Below are 20,464 nucleotides of genomic sequence, written 5' to 3' on the forward strand. Positions count from 1 at the left end.
ATTTTTCATCAGGTTTTTGGGGATTTTCAAAAAACATTAAAAAGGCTTAGCGACAAATATTATTTGCCGCTAAGCAAAAGCGGGAGAGAGAGTTACTCCCGTGTACCAAAATTTTTTAAGCACATAAAACTGTGCATCTAGGTACTGATTGAATTTAAGTACTATATGCACCTAGATATTAAGAAAAGGCATGATTTATAAAAATTGATACCTCTAATTTGGATATATATTCCCAGATACTTAAAATTTTGACTTACTTTGTTGATTGTTATGCCTATTTTAGCCTGCTAACGAAGGCACTGCCGTTTGATATCGTTTATTAGCGCTTTGTGTGTTTGACTTGTCTTTCAGTTGCATCGAATTAAAAACAGCATCTAAGATGCTGTTTTTTATGCGGATTTTCATTCTGTTTAAAGAGAAATGGATTCGCCTGTAATTAGGTAGCGACCCGGTAATAATTTCGGTATTGGATCAGAAAAAAGTATTGGTTGGTTGTTTTGCCTAATCACCAAATTTTTTATCGTCGGTAAATTTAGTTCTGCTTGGGTATTTTTAGGGATAGTTAAGTCGACAGTTATATGCGTGCCTTTGAGCTCCCAATTGATTGAAATTTTACCCTGAGGAGTTTGGTAATGACCTTTGGCAGAGGTTAGCTTTGTATTAAATTGAGGTTCAACGCTGATTTTTTTAAAACCTGGTACGAGCGGTTTTATGCCTAAAATACCTTGATAGAACCATTTTGCTACTGCGCCATAAGCATAGTGATTGAGTGAATTCATACTTTCACTATTATAGCCCTCGGTCAACGAGTAAGAGTTCCAACGCTCCCAGGTTGTGGTTGCACCATTATTGATTGAGTAAAACCAAGATGGATAGGTTTCTTTGAATAACAGTTCAAACATCAGATCAGATTTTCCCATCTTTTGTAAGACGGGAGCTAAAAGAGGAGTCCCTAAAAATCCAGTTCTTAAATGATGCTTCGATTCTTTAAACTCATTGAGTAAGTGTTTTTGCGCCACTTCTTTCTCATTTGAGTCAAATAACTCAAACTCTAAAGGTAATAAATAACTTGTTTGAGTAGAACTACCTTTAATTACCTTTAAATCGTTGTCGTAAAAAGCCTGTCGATAAGCTGTTTTTATTTGTTGATGTAATTGTTCAAGTTGCTGAGCTAATTCGGTTTTACCCAATACTTTTGAGGTTTTGGCTGTGTATTCAACAGATCGAGCGTAGTAAGCCGTCGATATTAGTGACTTATCAGTGTCGCCTCGGCGTCCTGCTCGGCCCTCACCTTCAGGGAAGGGTTGTAACCAATCTTGAAATGATTGCATGTTAGAGATGTAATCTTTGCTTTGACTTTTGTGATAATCGAGCCATTTGGTCATCATCTCGAAATTATCAACTAAAATTCGTTTGTCACCTGTTAGTTGATATAGCTCCCAAGGAATGACGGTGACTGCATCCCCCCAGCCTGATGACGCCCCTTTGGTATGCTTGTTTTGTTTGGTGGGAATAAAGTTAGGGACACGGCCATTGTCGGCTTGCTCTTCACGTACAGTCTTAAGCCATGCTGACCAAAATGAATACACGTCTGCCATATACATAGAGGGCGCGGCAAATACTTGTGCATCGCCTGTCCAGCCTAAACGTTCATCACGTTGTGGGCAATCCAGTGGGATATCATAAAAATTACTACGTAACCCCCAGGTTATATTGCGTTGTAACTGATTTAACTTAGGGTGTGACGATTCAAAATTTTCATAGACGTCAAAATCAGAATGTTGCACTACGGCTTTTATCCAACTAGTGCTTGGTGTTTTAGATGTGTCGTGGCCACTTATTTCCACATACCGATAGCCATGAAAGGTGAAAGTGGGCTGATATTCAGTCATACCAGTTTGGCTGGGTAAGTAATAATCGGTGACTTTTGCTGATCTTAAATTCTTAACATAAAACTTATCGTGCTCTAGGGCTTCAGAAAAACGTAATTGTACTTTCTGGCCTTTGATGACAGGAATGTTTACTTTAGGTACACCCACCATATTTTGGCCCATGTCGAAGATAATCGCCCCATCGTTTTGACTAACAAGTTGTTGTGCAGGTAAGGTTTTAATATTACGGACAGGCGCATGACGTTTTGGTTCAAGTTCCACCTTAGGATCTATGGTTTGGGTGATAACGGTATTCCAACTACTATCGTCAAAATTGGCTGCAGCCCAGCCTGGCATTTCTTTTGACTGATCGTAGAATTCACCGTCGTAGTTACCCGCCATTTGAATCGGCCCGTTATGAGTAGCGCGCCAATCTTTGTTAGAGGTAATCACTTGGGTTTGACCATTATCGTAGCTAATTTCCAATTGAGCTAAAAAATAAGGTGCAGGTACATCACGTTTTTGCGGCGATAAAATACGGCCTGTGTACCAGCCTTCCGCTAATATGGCGCCTAGTACATTGTTACCCGTTAGGATTTTATCGGTGACATCATAGGTGAGGGTTTCTATACGTTGTTTGTAGGGCGTCCAGCCTGGTGTCATGGTATCATTACCAATCGCTTGTCCATTTAAATAGGGTTTAAACACTCCTTTGGCAGTAACGTAAAGTCGAGCTTTTTGCACATTGGGTTTTCCACTAAATTGGGTGCGTAAGTATTGTGGACGGTATAATGTATTGGAAAACTCTTTGCTTGTGCCTTTTTTGAAGGTAATGGTTTCGCCCGTATCAGGGTGGCGTATCCATTCCCCCTGCCACTGCGTATTGTCCAGTAAACCGAGTTCAAATATGTTGATTGGGCTCCAATCACTCTGCTGATTGGTTTCATCCCAGTATCGTACACGCCAGTATACAATTTGCCGAGAGGTGAGGGGCGTACCTTGGTAATTGATCCAAGCGTTACTATCTGTCAGTACTTTATGGCTGTCCCATAAATCGGCTTTATTCTTGAGTGAATCCAAGCTTGAAGCTACCTGGATTTGATAGGCAGATTGAAATGTTGCCGTTGAGTCGGCTGGTATTTTCCAAGAAAAGCTAGGTGCAGGGTCATAATAACCAACAGGGTTTATGGCACCAGCGCCTACTTTTAGCTGAATAGGAGCCAAAGAGTTAGTTGATTGTGCATGACTAACACCCTGGTTTTTCCCACATGAAAAGAGTGTAATGGTAATCACAACCACCTGAAGCAAGCGGCTTATTTTGTTATTAACTGATGGAATTCCCATGTCATTGTTCCTGATCTTTTTATTAGATTTAACTAAATATAATTTTTTAATAAAACTTAGCGACAAAGGCAATTTATCGCTAAACCCAAAGAGCACTCTCGTTAAGCCCAAAGAGCATTCTCGTAAAGCATGTGCACATAAACCACTCGCTCTTAGAAAGAAGTAATTTTTTGCTTAACTATTCATAAGATAAGTCATGAAATAACTACAATTGATACCCCTAGTGCTTTTTTTTCTTAAAAATTGTTCCGTGGGCGGATCTTACCGTCATGCCACAAGTACAGGCGACGGGTTTTACCCTTACTGATATTTACAACAACCCCAATACCATTTGCTTTTTTGTCTCGAACGGCTTTCATCTTCATGCCTGCGCCTAAAAGCACAAGGTGGTCGGTTTTAACTTGCCAGTCTTGCCCAACCACACCTATTTTTTTATTGCTAGTTGCAATGGCAAATACGGTTTCTCTTTTTGCGTTTCGGTAGATGACCGCTGCAGTCGCTTTTTTGCTGTCAGAAGTGAGTTGTTGTAAATCAAAGATTTTATTAATGGATTTACCATTGTTGTCTTTCAGCGTCCAAACTGTCGTTCCTGGCATGGGTTGATCTGTTGTCCAGCTACCATTATCGAAAGTCGCCATTTTCCAATGACGCGGTTCTGGCAGGCGTATTTCGTAGCTCATTGCCGGTTTACCGTTTTGCATCTTTAAACCAAGCGTGTCATTGACAATTGTGCCTACTTTGATCGAGTCGTAGACCAAGGTATGTTTGTCTCCAGTGGTTTTTATGATGGGAAGCGTCAACTGCTCATCTTTGACATTGTAGAAAGTATCCGTAGTTGTATCTAACCTCATGTAATAAGCATTAAAGCGGTCGTCATGTCTACTGGTGTGAATTTCCTTGAAGTTACACAGGTGGTTCATCATGGTGACAAGGATATCGGTGTCATTGGTTTTGAATGTTTTGATATAAAACATGTCGACCATGATAGGGTCATCTATACGGGGGGTTGGCCAAGTGATGATTACTGGTGGTTCAAAGCTAGTGTTGCCATTTTTCAACTTGTAGTAAATCCAGGGGGATTTATGCGTACCTGCTCGTGTGAAAAAATACATATCACCGTTGGGCATTTTGACACTTTGGGCATAAGAGGCAAACGGTGAAACGTCATTTTTAGAAGAGAAGCTACTAATGTCGTTTGGTTGGTCAGAAACAACATGAGTAAATCGACCGCCAGCATGAGCTGTGTCAATCGATAGCGGATTTAAACCGTCTTCTTTTTCGCCACCATGACCACCAAAAGTAATATGAAAGTAACCATCATTATCTTGCTGCATGGTAGGGTTGCCGTGGCCATCGGCCTTTCTGCCATTTTTAGAAAGAGTATTATGTCCTGCTTTGTATGGCCCTTGCCATTTGTGAGTTTCGACATCATAGCTGGTAATGTAAGGATCGGTTAGATGCCCTTCGTAAGCAATATAGATTTTTCCATCACGGTAATGGCTATCACCAGGTGACCGATTCATGGGAAGATAGCCCGAAAAATACCCCTTTGGCAGTGTGTGATGTTTAGGTGCTGTTTTTGCTGAGTCTATGAACGGGTCATCGCTCATGTGGTAAATATCGACAAATGCTCTCCCTTGTTTGTAAGCATCATAAATCGGCTGAAACTCAGTGTATTGACCATACAAATATTGATCTATTTTCCAACGCCAAAACTTGCCACTTAAGGTATCTTCAGCTTCCATCGCTTTTTGCAACGCGGCAAAGGTTCTGTCGTGATGAGAATGTTTGATGATCAACGCTGCACGCTTTTTAAGAAATTCTGCTTCGCTCATGGAGATTTGTATACTGCCATCAATTCTACCGATTTCTTTGGCATCAGTGTTGGTTAGCGTATCTTGTGCCTGAGCGGCGATTACAGTAATAAAACTGCTGGCCACTATGGATGCAACAAATATCTTTTTTATTATCATTGTTTATATCACCTTATTAAAACTTAGTGGTTTCTCTACTCAAAATCTTTATAAGCGGCCTTTTTACCATCACTCACATTTAACGTGTCATCTTGGTAAGTGAGTTGGTTGCCTTGACCTATATACAGTTCTGCTAATTGACCGTTTTCCAATGTAATAACGGCAAAGTGACCGGTAAATTCGATGCCTAGATTGGGGTTTAGATACCTTTCGTTAAGTTCTTCTTGGATTAATATAAACTGTTCAATTTTACGTTTACCCACCTGAGCGTGTACCTGTAAACCTTTAAACTCCCCCTTATCCATGATCCTTTCTACTGACCGAATGGTAGGTTTTTTCTGACTTTCTTTGGGCTCATAAACGACTGCAAATGGATTAACCCAAGCATCTCCTTGGTGACGTAAGACCATTAGCGGAATAGGTTTAGTATTGTAAGGTTTATTCTCACTCTTATTATTAGGTGACAAAGCTTTGCTAATGCTGACATCTAAACCTTCTACCACAAAGGCATGCATAGTGACGGGATCTTTTTTCAAGGCATTGGCTTTAAACTGCACATCTAGGCCATTACTGATCACTGATGAAGTTTTAATGTCGGTAAAAAAATGCCACCCCGGGTGTTGATGTTCTGTACGGGTGCTTGATAATTTTTTTGAGGCTGAAAAGCGTTGGATATCGTCTTTAAAACTGACTGCTTGTCCTTGATTATTAACAATTATTTCATCCCCCTTATTGTGATAAAGGTAATCATGATATTGTTCAGGGGTATCCGATTTTGCTCTAAAAATATCAATATAATAGCCATCTGTATCACCTAATCGAATTAAGGCTGTGGTACGCTGATGATGGGCTTCTTTTAGTAAGTTAAATTCATCATGAAAACTTGCGGTTACAAAAGAATAATTCTGACTCACCGCGGGTTGTCTAGGCTCAGGCTCCATGGCTTCTTTTTGTACTTTATTCATGCCTAAGCCCACCCAGTCTTTACCACTACTGGCACTTGCGCCATTACTGATTACAGTATTGTGAGCTGCAAAAATACGATGGTAATTTTTATGTACATCTGCAGAGTAATCGGCTTTGCCAGCATTTATGCCCAACACATGCCCACGGCCATAGAGCTCCATGTCAATGCCAGAAGCGTGTCCATGCACATAACTGGCACCACCTATCATGGCCATTAAACCGTTATATTTTTTATTTCTTAGCGTTTCTAAATTACGTTGTATAAAAATACCTGCGAAGGGAATATCGACGGTTCTCGGTGCCACAAATTCGGTAACAGGTTTATCGCCTAAATCAGCTACCGCCCATAATAATTCAAGAGGTGAGTGATAAATAGAAGCGCTGCCGTAAGTATGGGATATCTTATCGCGCTTATAGGTTTTACTTTTAACTCCTGCTTTTAACTCATTAGCAAAAACATCTATAAGCATCTGATTTTTATTTAATGTGGCAGATAAATATGCAATTTCTAAATCAGGGTAACTTGACTTATAACGCCTGTCACCATCACCAAATGATGGATATTCATTATTCGGAAATTGCAATTGTTTATAGGTTAATAACGCACTGGCTATATTTGGAAATTTATTGCCTAACTCAAGGGGATAAATACGATCTAGGATCGTCATTAAATACAAACTCCAGTTAGCCACCGTCATCGAATAATTTAATGACTCAGGCCAAATATCACCGGCGTTAACATAGCTTTTCGCCACTTTTGTCAGTGAGTCTTGGTATTTAGTCTCTTCAAATAAGTAATAGGATAAATATTTATTGCGAATATTTTCATCATCAATAGCGAGTGCATTATGCACTAGGCTAGGGGATTCGAGCACAGGCCAGTTGTTATTAATTAACCCCACATCGAGTGTTAGCTGGGCATAGGTTTTAAATACGGTTTGTGCCGCGGCAAAATCAAATTCAACATAATCATCTAAATAAACATCATAAACGTCATTGCCGGCTTTTAAGTAGTTGTAAACAAAGTCATAAATAATGGGGATTTGTGCGGCATAAATGCGTGACTCTAACAAATGATCGTCTGGCATGATCCAGCCATAACGCCCCTTTAGACTAGTATCGAGTTCGGTATTATTAAGCCCTTGCACAACCGTATGTAATATATCGGCGGCGCATTTAGCGTACTGATTATCAGAGGTTAAATAATACAGTACACCACAATCGACACCATCTTGTAGAGCACTTTGAAGGATATTGCGGGATTCCTTTGGATAACCTCTTGCCTGTTTGATAAAGGCAGGAAATTTCCCCGTGTCTTTGTCCCAATCAAGCGGAAACTGACTTAGACTTTTCTTTCTATCACGATTTAATTTGGGGGCTTTTTTTGCGGTGCGATTCTGCAATTGAACAAAACGTTTTTTTGCCCATTCATTATTCATTATTTTATTAAAAATAACGGGTTTATCTGCCGCTGTTACCCATATAGAAGGGCGATCTATAGCCAACACATTATTGGCAAAAACAGTGGTTATCACCAAAAGTAATATGCCGCATTGTTTATAGAATGTAGACACTAGGGGAATCCTTATTTTTTGTATTTATACTCGCCAAGAATAGTCACCAAACTGTGATAATTAGTACCCTTGGTTGAGATTTTTTTGAATGCCTTAAAGCATAAATATTTAGAAGAGCGGATTGCCTTTAGTACGCATATCTAGAAAACACATGTCTAGAAAGTAAAGTTTATAACTATCATGTGGGCAACCTAGGTCTTCGTATAAAAAATCGGCTGTAAATATACAGCCGATTTCAATGAAGAACTTACTCAAATTACAATTAGAAGTTGTAGTTTATTGAAGCTGAGTAGGTTCTGCCGTCATAGTTGATACGGCTAATGGCTCTTGGGTCATCTAGAATATATTCTTTATAAATAACATCCGTTAAATTATAGCCACGTAACGATACTGATAGGTTTTTTGTAATTCTGTATCTTGCTGACATATCAAGTTGGCCACGCTCTTCGGTATTTTTATTGTCTAAACCACCAAAGCTATTACCGCCTTCTGACTCATAAGCATTACGATAATTATAAGATAAACGAATATTAAGCCCATCGTTTTCGTAATAACCAATCAGGTTATATGAGGTGGTAGAAATTCCATATAGCTCTACTTCACCACGGTCATTATCTACATAAGAGAAGTTCACTTGGCCACCAAATCCATTCCACGGATAAGGTAAGAAATCTAATTTCTGTTGAACAATAAACTCATATCCCAAAACCGAGATATCTTCTTCGCCGTTGTAGTATTCTCTAATATCGACTTGGCGGGCGTTACCATTGTTATCAAACTCAGTAGAATAACAATCAAATCCACCACCTTCTCTTTCAACTTGGTATAGTTCTTCTGTTATGCCGTACGCTTCAGCTGCATTAGGGCCTTCTGGACATAACTCCCTGCGCTTAAATGAACCATAAATATCTTTTTGAAAGATACCTGCTGAAATTACACTACCTTTTCGGTTATACCATTCGATTGACAGGTCATACATGTCTGCTTCATATGGTTTTACCGCGCTACCCTGTAAATCAACTCTCGTTCTAGAGTCAGACTCTTCGAATAGTGTACTAGGGTTTTGAGCTCGTAAGTTAGGCCTAACAAAACCTTCTGAATATGCAGCACGGATCACAATATCATCGGTAATTTCAGCCGCAATATTTAACGAAGGCAATAGGTAGTTATAGGAGTTATCAACATATTCATCGGTAATTTTATAAGTTAACTCGCGCGTTGTGGCTGGATTACCATCAGCATCTAGCTCTTGATTGCCATCAAGATCCAGTTTAGGGCTATATTCATACCTCTGGTTATATGACAAGCCAGCTATATCATTATTTGTTTCAACGTAACGTAAACCAAAGTTACCAGAATAAAAAACATCACCAATTTCACCAACAAAGTTAGCCATAAAATAAGCAGCTAAGGTTTCTTGCTCTACTGAGAAATTTTTAGCAAATTCGATATTTTCACCAGTGTACCTATGTTCTTTACGGATAAAGCCGCTTTCTGGAATAAGTACCGCTCCCTCATGCAAATCCATACCCCATTGTAAGGCTTGCACCGCACCTTCTACATCAAAGGTCTGCCAACCTTCTAGGGGTTTATTGTAACCAGGTAATTTCCCATTAAAGTAATCGGTTGAACCTGTATAAATGGGGTTATCTAATAAAATATCATTGCTGATATTATCTACATTGATACCAGCCGGTGAGTTTTGTTGTACTCTATTATCTAAGGTTTCTAACTGATAACGAGCGCCAGCTTTTACTGACTCTATTTGAAAACTATCATCGAATACCGAAAACTCTACATAACGTTTCACATTTAATTCGGCACTTTCCATAGTTCGTTGTGGGTTATCAACGGCTCCTAATACATAGAACCCTTGCGCTTTATCAAAATCAGGCGCATTTAGAGAGGTTTGGTATCGTCCTACTGTGGTTCCCGTTAACGTCGGATGCACAAACTTTTGGTCTAAATCTAAATTTTCCCAGCCTTCAATAGTAAATAAGAAATCGTCTAAATTCCCACCACCGGTATGAATCGTTGAAGTTACACCTGTTGGATTTTTGTTTGTGTCGGCTTTTAATCGAGCGTCTATGCCTGTTTGGTTAAATAAGCTTTCAGCTTCTGAATATGAAATTACCCCACCAATTTCCCAATCATTTGTCATATAGTCGGCATACAAAAAGATCCCTTTGGTTTCTTCACCCATATTAAAAATACGGTTACCCGGAAGATAAGTCACACCTTGCATGTCAACGTTTTGAACAGAATATACATTTTCGCCGTTGTCACCGAGTCCTGCAAAATAGGGAGCAGAAGTAGGAGTAACAAAAACACCGGCTTTTTGTCGACTAATATCTGTTGAAATATCTGCTACGGCTTGTATTTGTTCAAATTTATTGTCATCCATTTTACGTTTTGAGTACAATAAGTTGGTACCTAGTTTTAAGTCTTCGGTAGGCTTCCACTCGATATTACCGGTGAAAGACAGTCTATCGCCGCTGTTGTACTCGATTAATTGCCTTACTTCGTTAGGTACACGCACAATATCTTCAACATTTAGCCCATTTGCTTCCTTCCAGTCATTAAACTCTGGAAATACTACGGAATTTAATGCGGTGTATTTACGGGTTAATATTGAGTCACGACGAAAGTTTTGCTCAGAGCCCGCAATTTTAAAAGCATAAGCTAACTTATCTTTAATAAGGTGTTGGCTACCAGCAAACGCAAATTGTTCATCAAATGAGTCATTAAGTTGTTCGTAACGCGTGCCTAAACTTAGGTTGAAACGGGCTCTTTCTGGTCTTGATAAGGCTTTTGATAATTTTTTATCCACAATACCCGAAATACCGCCGGCTTGACGATCTGCGGTCACCGCTTTGACCACTGTTACCCCATCGAATACAGCGGATTCAAATGCGCCAAAGGGGTTTGATGATCCTTGAGGGCTACTACTTCTAGTGGGGGTGGCAAATGATTGGTTGTTTGCGGTTACTTTAACAAAACCACCAGGTAAACCACGTAAGTTGATTTTAGACTCACGTCGTTCACTTTCGCGGTTAACTTGTACGCCAGGTATGGCCTGAAGGGCCTCCCCTAAATCCAATGCAGGTAAGTTGGCAATGTCTTCTGATGATATGGCATCAACGATAGTATTGGCACTACGTTTAGTGAATAATGCCGATTCTAACGAAGCACGGGTACCGGAAACTTCAATCGTTTCAATGGCTTCTTTTTCTTTATCTAATTTTTCTTGGCGAGCTTGCTTTTTTACTTCTAAGGCACTTTTAACTTCTTGCGCCACAACTGTCGGTGCAAATAGTGCGAGTGCTAAACATGCAGAACCCGTTAATCGTTTCACATTTTTTAAGGAGTTTATTTCGTTTATCATATTATTCTTCTCAAATGTATTTCTTCTTTTGTTTCGTAGTCACACAGCTTTAATGACTAAAAACTCTGCAATATTGATTAATTAAAAGAATGCGTTAATCATTTAAACCTGGTAGTAAAATATCCCATTCCCAAGTTGAGCCAACGCCTACTTCTGATGTTTGAATGCGATATAATTTACTTGGGTCTGCCCCTACGTTTTGATCAGCGCCGTTATAGATAACGAAGCCTTCTTCATCCACTGCAACTTCAGCATTGGCAGCTGCGTCGAATATCACACCGGCACCAGGCAAAAACGTTTTCTTATCGCCAATAATCGTGTCGGAATAATAATGTTCATTGTTAAAGGTGACTTTCATATGAGTATCAAAGAAACAACCTTCTCTGATGGCACCTGTGCCCCCTAAATCAAACTTGGTTGACGTCAATTCGTTAGTTTTTTCGCCGGCATCAAAGTTAGACACCACTAAGTTGTTTTCAAGGGCGCCTAAATAAACCGGTAACTCACCACCCCAAGTTTCACACTTATCTTTTCTGTGATTACTAAATACAATGGCTTGTTTGGTATTAACGAGTGTATTGTTAATAAAGGTTGAGGTGTTTTTACCGCTATTGGCACTACTATCTTGACTGCTGGTTTCTAAAATCAGCGGACCACGCTCATAACCTGCGGTATTAATCGCCACTATGTAGTTATTTTTCACTGTATGGCCATGGGGGCTTGCTGCCACGCCTGATTGACCGCCTTGATCGTCATTGGTGTTGTCACCGATAAACAGGTTATAACTAACATTACCATTTTCACCGGTTTCTAAAATTACGCCGCCGCGATTATCTAGGAAGGTATTGCCATAGACTTTAGCGCCACTGCTATTAATTTTAAGAATATGTAGACGTGAATCGACTTTATCTAATAAGTTGTAACGAAAGGTGATATTGCCCACAAGTTGGCTGTTACTGCCCGCGTTACCAAAGCGTGCAATATATGCTGAGTTACCCACACCAGCACTACTACCAATTTCATAGTTAACAAAGTAGTTGTATTCGACTATGTGATTAAGTGGTGTATCAAGGGATTTAAACTTAAGGATGCCGCCTTTTAAGTTTTTCTTGGCGAGGTTTCTACCGTTAAAGCTGTTTCGGGAAATATGTGCATGAGTGCTTTCTGTATATATCCAATGGCTTTCATTGGGAGAAGTACCCGTAATGGCATCATTTAAAAATTCGTTATGACTTAGCGTGACATAATCCGCACTGAAAACAACAATCGCATTACTAGAGCCTCCTACATCGTTACACTTAACGCCTTTAACTAAATAACGGTCAAACTCAGTTAAAAGTAAGTTAGTTAACTTGACGCCATCCTCATAAGATGTGCCTGAAGCACTGTTATTAACACTTAAACAAAATTTACCGCTAAGTGCTGCTTTTTCTGTATTTGTTGCACTATCATCTGCATTGACAGCTTCAGCTGTTCTACTTAAGGTGATATTGTTTTGAGTAATATCAAAGTGCACTGGCGCTTCATCAGGGAAATGATAATCACCAGGTGCAAGACCTACAACATCACCTTCCTCTAAAGAGTTTATTGTTGTTTCTAATTCCGTTTTATTACTAACAACCTTGGTAAATACGATATCGATAATTTCATCAACTACGGTAATAAAACCAATATTATCCGTATAATCGACAACTAACCTAAGCTCCTTACCGGCATCTGCTGACACTGGTGTATAAGCATTGGTATTTGAAACCACTTCGCCATTAATTGACCATTGATAAAAAACATCATCGGGTAGTCCATCAGCATCAGTAACGGTTGCCATTATTTCTGTATTAACAAGAGGAGTAGCTGTTGAATAAGCGATAGAGGCTGCATTATCAGTACCTCCAGGACGCGCAATGACCGATTCAGAGGCAGTTGAAGTAGCATCTTCAGAAAAACCATCACCATCAACATACACAGCTTGTGCAGATATGGCTTTACCTATATCACTTTCAACCAAAGTGTAGGTTTGTTGGTTTTCGCCGGCAATGACAGTATTGTCAGCATACCAAGTATACGTTGGCTCAGTGCCAACTTCGTTAAAATCATCTATATTAGCTTTTAATGTTTGGCCAACTTGTAATAACACTTTTTCTGTTTTATCACCCGAAAGTACAACCATCCCCAGCGTATTATTAATTTTAATCACCTCACTAGTTTCTCCTGAGGTGACAGTTTCAACAAAACCATGGCGGTCGGTATATACGGCTGTCACACTGAGTTTTTGACCGATAACGTCTCTAGGCACAGTAAATTTACGACTTATTTGATCTGGAATTTCAACGCCATCGGCATACCAAGTAAACGTGGCACTGGTGATATCTAGGCCTTTATTGTCATCATAAGGTATTGCTTCGAGTGTTTGTCCTTGCTGCGCAATTCCATCAATCGCCACACTCCCTTCAAAATTAACAATAGGTACTTGGTTGCTTTGATCTGAAACAATCACCGCATTAAAACCTTTATCGTCCACATATTTAGCATGTGCGCGAATAGTCGCTTCTAAATCTTCTTTTTGTATTTCGTATGTTTTCCCCGTGGCGCCAGGAATGGTCTCTGAATTGCGTTGCCAAGTATAAGTAACAGCACCAGTTAAACCGTCAGGTTCAACTACAGATGCGGTCAAAGATGATCCATATTCAGCGGTGCCCGTGATATTTAGGTCTCCCACCAGATCACTATTGCTATCACCACTGCTATTCCCACATGCTGATATAGCAAGAGAAAGTGCAGAAAGTGCAAATATTTTTTTATACATGTGTCTACTTTCCTTTTATTTTTTGAATTTACAGCCTGTATTGCAGCCGTTGATTTCGCGAAAAGTTTGTCGCTTACATGAATAATTGAGAGGGGTTAGAATTTGCTACCCTAATCTTTAAAGAAAGGTTAAAAAATGATTTTAAATGTTAATTAAATGGTTGGTTATGACGTGGCGAGATACTTGGGAAATATGTATTTAACAAATATGGTCGTCTAAGTGTTGCGATAAAAATTATAGAGCGGCCATGTCATTTTTGACTTGTGATGTGATTTGGCAGACCTGTAGAAGGCTCTAGCTGAATAATGGCTAATGCTGGTAATGGGAGTTTAATCTTTTGCGGTAACCGCTTGGCGTTAGGAGTTAAGCCAAAATAATTATAACCTTGTTGTATTTGTTCATAGTGGTTTTGCACCATAAAATCAGGTAAGGCAAAATCATAAAAGGCCACTTCATCAATCACCCCATTAAAAGCGGCACCATGCCTGTCAACAACACCTCTGGTTAGTGGTTCTATTGAAATTTCACCACTTGTTTCTATATTGTAACCTTGCTTACCATGATGTTGATCCTGTGGATAAGTGGGGGAGTTACCAATATTCGCTTGACCAGACCCACCACTAAGCATTTTAGAACCTGGTGGATATTGATAAAAGGCCATTTTTTTGCCATCAATATAAATAGCTTTGACACCAGTGACGGCATTATAACTTGCTACGACGTGATGATATTTCCCATCTTTGATTTCGCTTAAAGTTGGTCTACCACTGAGGCCATCCAGAGGAAGTTTTAATTCATGATAACCATGACCCAGTATAAACAGGCCAAAACTTAGGCTCTGTTTAAATTGACCTTCAGGACGCAGGTAATTTTTACCTTCGTCATTTTGAAAACTTAACAAGATTCGAAATTGACCATCAGTTTGCCCCTTTCTAAAAATATGATCACTTTCCCATTTTCTTCCTGAATACAAAGGTTTGACTAGTGCTTCAATCGTCACCCCGTCGGTAACAGAAAAAGACCCAGTCCCCAACGCAGAGCCACCTCCACTTCCAAGGTTTAAACGAGTATCGTCGCTATTATCAAATAAAAAAGCACCATCTCCCACTAGGCCCCGAACTCGTGAGGCCCCTGAATACACAACACCATCGGCATTACCGACAAAATCTATTGCACGGTCACTCTTACCATCAAATGACCAATAATGTTTTGGCCGCCATCGGTCTGGTGAAAATAGCGTTTGTTTACCGCTTTTTATGGTTGTCTGGCTATTTCTAAGGTCAACCGACAACGAGTCCCCGTTAGAATGTAGGGTGATATGTGCAGTACGTAATTCAATGCTATTGTTGGGTACTGATATAATTGAGATTGCGCCTTGTTTAAGTTCTACCTTGTCATTACTAAACAAGGTAATAACCGAGTCTTCAGCTAAATTTATGGTTTCGCCGGTTAGAAAGCCAATGGAAGATTTTTGCTTGATATGATACTCACCCGCCAGTAACTCATTACCGTTAATTTGACCAAATTCGCCAGTAGTAACCACACCACTGAACAATAACGCTCGGAAATGCTGTGAAGCGGAGTCATGAGTAAACCAGCTGATAAAAGCCCAGAGTATGCCAAAAAATAGTAATATAGCCGTAAGCCATTTCATTAGAGTACTGATTGAAATCGGTTTGCTTGGTGATCCTTTAATTGGTGGTTCTATAAAAGGTGATTCTATAAAAGGTGGCTCGACATCACTTATGTTATCTGCTGGTAGAATACGACCTTGCTTGTTATCCATTTTTTGTTCTGAATGACCTGCGGGGCGCATAATAAATTCTTCTTCAGTCAATCGGCGATACACAAATTCAATATTCTGTGCCGCAGAATCTTTTAAACGCGTATGCACGCCAACATAATCAAAGTAAAAATCTTGGGCGTTTTTGTCTGAGGCAAGTAATTGTTTTAGTCGGTTAACTTCAGCGTCGGTTGCTTGTTTATCAATAACCGCATCAGTAAGTGTTCTTATCTCTTGGTATTGTTCACTTCGTTTCATTGTTTACCTACTGAAGGTTTACTTTCAATACAGTCAAATAAACTCTTGCGTAATTTGTGTACCGATTTACGGATACCATGTACCGAACGCCCTGTTTGCTTGGCAACTTCTTCAGCCTTGCAATTGTCCACATAAAAAGCGCGATAGATATTTTTTAATGTGGTGGGTAGTAAGCTTGTACAATGTTGTAACTGCGACCATTTTTCCTGTTTATTATCAGCGAGTTGATTTTCAGTCTTACTATTTTGATACAGTGTTTCAAGCAACTCATCATCTAAATCTAACGCATACTTTTTACCTACACGTAGAAAATTACGAATAGCATTAAAAGCGATGCCATTTGCCCATTTAGAGAAGTTAGTGCCTAATTCAAATTGGCTAAACTCTCGCCACAAAATTAAGCTCGTCTCTTGGAAAATATCATCAGCCGCCGCATGATCTAAAACAAATGCGAAGATATAGGCATATAGACGATTTTTGTCTGCTTCATATAATTCAACGAATACAGCTGAACTTCCCTGCTTATTTGATACAAGGTCAGATTGTGACTGTTTTGTTAATATTTTATTTGAAGGCACTCGTACTCTCAGCCAAATTGTAGTGTGTTCATAGAAGTAAGAAATGAAAAATACTATACAAGAAGATTACAGGATGATTCAATATTTTTACATTTTGACCGAATTTGACACAAAAAGAAGTGTTTTTTTATTTAATTTTAGGGTAGCAATTTTGCTGTCTTCACAATTATTTTAGTAATTAGTTAAATTTTTTAACATCATTTCAATAATTAGGAACAGCCATTATGCAAGCTGCTTGTATTAACAAAAGAGCTATCAATTGCAACAAACAAACATTCAAACTACTAAAAAAATGTGCCCGCGCTACCGCTATAGCGTCCATAAGCATTAGCCTTGTAGCCTGTGGTAACGGTGAGGTTAACCCTACAACCGTTAATTCAGGCTCAAATCAAGCAAAGGTTAGCTCCAAAGAGTTGCCTTCCAGTGGAGCGGTACTAGCCTCTATGGAAAAAGTCGCTAACTGGCAAGTTCCTCGGATAGATTCACTTCAATACTTGGACTTTAAACGGGGGGAATCGTTAGAAGCGGGTCGCTGGGTACAAGGTGTATTTTATATTAGCTTAACTGAAATAGCCCAAAGATCAGCCAACCCTTTTTACAAAAAATGGATATCCTTTAAAGGTAACGAACTCAACTGGCAACTGGGCCGTCATTACTTTTTTGGTGACGATCAACTCATCGGGCAAACCTATATTTGGCATTACTTAAACCAAGAAAAAAATGAACAGATTTTGGCGCCAACTAAAAAAGCGTTTAATGCGTTAATCTCTGAATCTCCAAATACATCATTGGAATTTTATGATGATGCGGATGAAAATGGTATTTTTTCTTGTCAGCGTCGTTGGTGTTGGGCTGATGCCTTATTCATGGCACCACCTACTTGGTTTGCATTAACCCAAGCGACCGGAGACCAACGTTATGCCGATTACGCCCATAAAGAAGTAAGGGCGACAGTTGATTATTTATTCGATCCTGAATACGACCTACTTTATCGCGACAGCCGTTTTAAACAAGAAAAAGACCAATTTGGTAATCAATTATTTTGGGCTCGTGGCAGTGGTTGGGTATTTGCTGGTTTAGCCCGCATGATGGAATACATTCCTAAAGATGATCCCAATCGTAAATTTTATGAAGACTTATTCAAAAAAATGGCAGCCAAATTAAAAAGCTTGCAGAAAAAAGACGGCTCTTGGGCCATGTCTCTGCTGGCTGAAGAAAAGATGCCACAACCTGAAACCAGTGGTACGGGATTTTTTACCTATGGTATCGCTTGGGGGATTAACAATGGTTTACTTTCTGAAAGAGAATATATGCCAAGCTTAACCAAAGGCTGGGCAGTGCTAAATTCAGCGGTGCATCCGAGTGGAAAATTGGGTTGGGTTCAGCAAATTGGTGATTCACCTGATGGCGTGAGTTATGACGATTCTCAGGTGTACGGGGTAGGGGCATTTATACTAGCTGGTTCAGAAATTTACGATTACCAAAAAGGCCAAAGTAAATAACTAACATAATGTTAATAACCTGCTCTGGCATCACTGGCTAATATAGTTTTGTCAGAGTTGGCTTATGTTCGACCCTTCCGATCCAATAATAAATTTCTAGAGAGTTTAAGTATGAAATTTCGAAATATAAAAAAGCGGTTTTCAGCTATATTCACATCCAGCCTATTAGTACTAACGACACAGGCAAGTGCTGAACAGACGCCATGGGTACCCTATGCAAATATTCCTTTAGAGCACATTAACCCGTCAGCAGAGCATCCATCTTTGTTTTTTACCGAAGCTGAATTACCGGCGATTATAGAGCGAAGTTTATCATTACCTTGGTTACGTGAAACTCGTAAACAAATCAAAAACAAAGCCGATTTATACATGCAGTTAAGCACAACACCATGGCAACTGGCCAATGAATACAATGGTATTGGCACCGCGGGGCGTGGATTGCAAAACTATGTGGGTACACTCGGTTTTGCCAGTTATTTATTTGATGAGCCTAAGTATTTGCAAAAAGCCAAAGAAATTTTGTTAGCCGTAGTGGATCAAACAGAGCCTAATAATCGCAAACACTGGCGCTCACATTTGCAAGTATCTGATGCGACCCAAGGCATGGTGTTGGGGTATGATCTTGTGTACCCGATCCTTTCAAAGGGAGAGCGTCAAAGGGCGCTAGAAGAAATCAAAAAATTTGCTCTGGAACTCACCCACAAAAAATCAGCGTGGGGGGCGCCGGCACCAGGGGTATTGTCTTGTAATCATAGTACGGTGCATTATGGCGCATTAGGCTTGGCTGCTTTAGTTTTATGGTACGAAGGCTTGCCAGAAGCAAAGCATTGGATGCAGCGGGCTATTGGCAGAGTAGACGGTTATTTAGGATCCTTTAGCGATAAAACCGGCTATGGTACTGAAGGTCATCATTATTATGCCTATGGCTTAGGGGGAAGCTCGGTATTTGCTTGGGCATTAAAGCGCTCTAATGGTCCAGATTTAATTGCTCAGCACCCTAAACTTGCTTTAGCGGGCGATCAAGTTTTATGGAAAGTACTCCCTTTTGAAGGTCGAATGTTAGCCCTTAACGATAATGTAGAAACCGTACCAACAGATGTTGCCGGTATGCTAGGGGCATTAACTTATAATCAGCCGAAACAATTATGGGCTTGGTTAAAATCACTAAAAGATTCGGATAAATTAGATTGGTTAGGCGGCAACGCGCGCACAACATATACCACACCATTTTTATTTATGTGGGGAGATAAGCCGGTAGCGCCTATCGACCCGCAATCAGAAAACTATAAATTAGGTCATCACTTTGAAAGTGGCCGTGTTTTTGCCCGCAGTAGCTGGCAAGGCGAAGATGCTGCGCATTTTTCTATGACATCGGGGATCGATTTTCATCGAGGACACGATCAACAAGATGAAAACTCTGTGACCTTTTATGCCTACGGTGAAGGCTTTTTGACGGATCCAAATTATGAGCCGGAACGAAGCGAAGCACATACAACCCTTAGAATTGATGGGGTTGAACAAATCAAAGGTGGTGATGGCAATATTGCCCGTTACCGTGAAGACAAATACGGTGCTTTAGTTGTGGGACAAGCAGAACATGCTTACGACTTTGATAAAACCTGGGTGGGTTATGCAGAGCGAAAATCTTATTTTGTACGTGGCCCGGTGCCTTATTTAGTCTTTAGAGATGATAGTCAGGTAGAGCACGATCGTGCTGTTGAAGTGGTGAGTCGTTATATTACCTATCCAAATAATACCTTATCAACTGATGGTGATGCAGCAATCATCAAAGGCTTTAGAGGTAAAGCTTCGGCGCGTTTAATGGTCTTTAGTGAACATGAACAAATAAAAGTGAATATTGACGATGTATCAAAGGATGGCTTTGTCAACCGTGGTAAAGAGTATGCATACAAAAAGTACTTAAAACGTTTAAGTGCAACAGTGCATAAAGTGAACCCCAAATTGTTAAGTATTTTGATCCCATTTAGAGAAAAGCAAGACTTACCTAAAGTTGAGGTTAATTTTGATGACAAATCATATAGTTATACTTTGACCATAACTTTTGAAGATTCGCATACTGATGTCTTGACGATCACGCCTTATGACATAGTGTTAAACCGTAAATAGCTGAAGAGGCTTTAGCTGGTCTTTGTCTAAAATTTTTATGTTATACATTTTCATTCATGCTGTGCACGTAAATAGACTTGGTGTACTTGATTAATATAAGTAATTTAATATAAGTAATAATGATGTAAAATGATTGTGAATGACATTTCGATCATCTAACATAATTGTCTTTATTGCATATGTTTAATTGAGTTTGGTGAAAGCGAAGTATAAAAACATAATAAGCTATTAACATTTATGAAACGTCTTCTTAATAGTTTTTGTGTTAAGTTTTGATTGTTTTTGATTGGGGTTTATTTT

At 39.6% G+C, this 20,464-nt stretch carries 9 protein-coding genes; 2 read left to right on the forward strand and 7 right to left on the reverse strand.

The genetic code is table 11. The features are described 5' to 3' along the window. Positions 1-410 precede the first annotated feature (410 nt). From L0668_RS12100 to L0668_RS12130, 7 genes are all read right to left on the reverse strand, one after another. Positions 411-3,215, reverse strand: a complete 2,805-nt coding sequence (locus L0668_RS12100) for a family 78 glycoside hydrolase catalytic domain (protein ID WP_235312894.1) — start codon at positions 3,213-3,215, stop codon at positions 411-413. A gap of 236 nt (positions 3,216-3,451) precedes the next feature. Then, positions 3,452-5,188, reverse strand: coding sequence for a BNR-4 repeat-containing protein (locus L0668_RS12105; RefSeq protein WP_235312895.1), 1,737 nt, complete (start codon positions 5,186-5,188; stop codon positions 3,452-3,454). Positions 5,189-5,223: 35 nt separating this feature from the next. After that, the gene (locus L0668_RS12110; protein ID WP_235312896.1) at positions 5,224-7,728 is read right to left on the reverse strand and encodes an endo-acting ulvan lysase-like protein; all 2,505 of its coding nucleotides are present in this window, start codon (positions 7,726-7,728) and stop codon (positions 5,224-5,226) included. A 262-nt stretch (positions 7,729-7,990) separates the two neighbouring features. After that, on the reverse strand, positions 7,991-11,113 hold the full coding sequence (locus L0668_RS12115) for a TonB-dependent receptor (RefSeq protein ID WP_235312897.1): 3,123 nt from the start codon (positions 11,111-11,113) through the stop codon (positions 7,991-7,993). A gap of 94 nt (positions 11,114-11,207) precedes the next feature. Next, on the reverse strand, positions 11,208-13,916 hold the full coding sequence (locus L0668_RS12120; RefSeq protein WP_235312898.1) for a chondroitinase-B domain-containing protein: 2,709 nt from the start codon (positions 13,914-13,916) through the stop codon (positions 11,208-11,210). A 250-nt stretch (positions 13,917-14,166) separates the two neighbouring features. Then, complete coding sequence (locus L0668_RS12125; RefSeq protein WP_235312899.1) at positions 14,167-15,957, reverse strand: LamG domain-containing protein; 1,791 nt, start codon at positions 15,955-15,957, stop codon at positions 14,167-14,169. Next, complete coding sequence (locus tag L0668_RS12130) at positions 15,954-16,535, reverse strand: sigma-70 family RNA polymerase sigma factor (protein ID WP_235312900.1); 582 nt, start codon at positions 16,533-16,535, stop codon at positions 15,954-15,956. Before L0668_RS12130 ends, L0668_RS12125 begins: the two co-directional genes overlap by 4 nt. 224 nt (positions 16,536-16,759) lie before the next feature. On the opposite strand from L0668_RS12130, the gene L0668_RS12135 reads away from it, so the two are divergent. Both L0668_RS12135 and L0668_RS12140 read left to right on the forward strand, forming a co-directional pair. Beyond that, positions 16,760-18,037 carry a glycoside hydrolase family 88/105 protein gene (locus tag L0668_RS12135; RefSeq protein ID WP_235312901.1) on the forward strand — a complete coding sequence of 426 codons (1,278 nt, stop codon included), beginning with the start codon at positions 16,760-16,762 and terminating at the stop codon, positions 18,035-18,037. A 111-nt stretch (positions 18,038-18,148) separates the two neighbouring features. Then, positions 18,149-20,164 carry a heparinase II/III family protein gene (locus L0668_RS12140; protein WP_235312902.1) on the forward strand — a complete coding sequence of 672 codons (2,016 nt, stop codon included), beginning with the start codon at positions 18,149-18,151 and terminating at the stop codon, positions 20,162-20,164. Positions 20,165-20,464 lie beyond the last annotated feature (300 nt).

The sequence above is a fragment of the Paraglaciecola algarum genome, assembly GCF_021532655.1.
GTDB classification, from domain to species: Bacteria; Pseudomonadota; Gammaproteobacteria; order Enterobacterales; family Alteromonadaceae; genus Paraglaciecola; species Paraglaciecola algarum.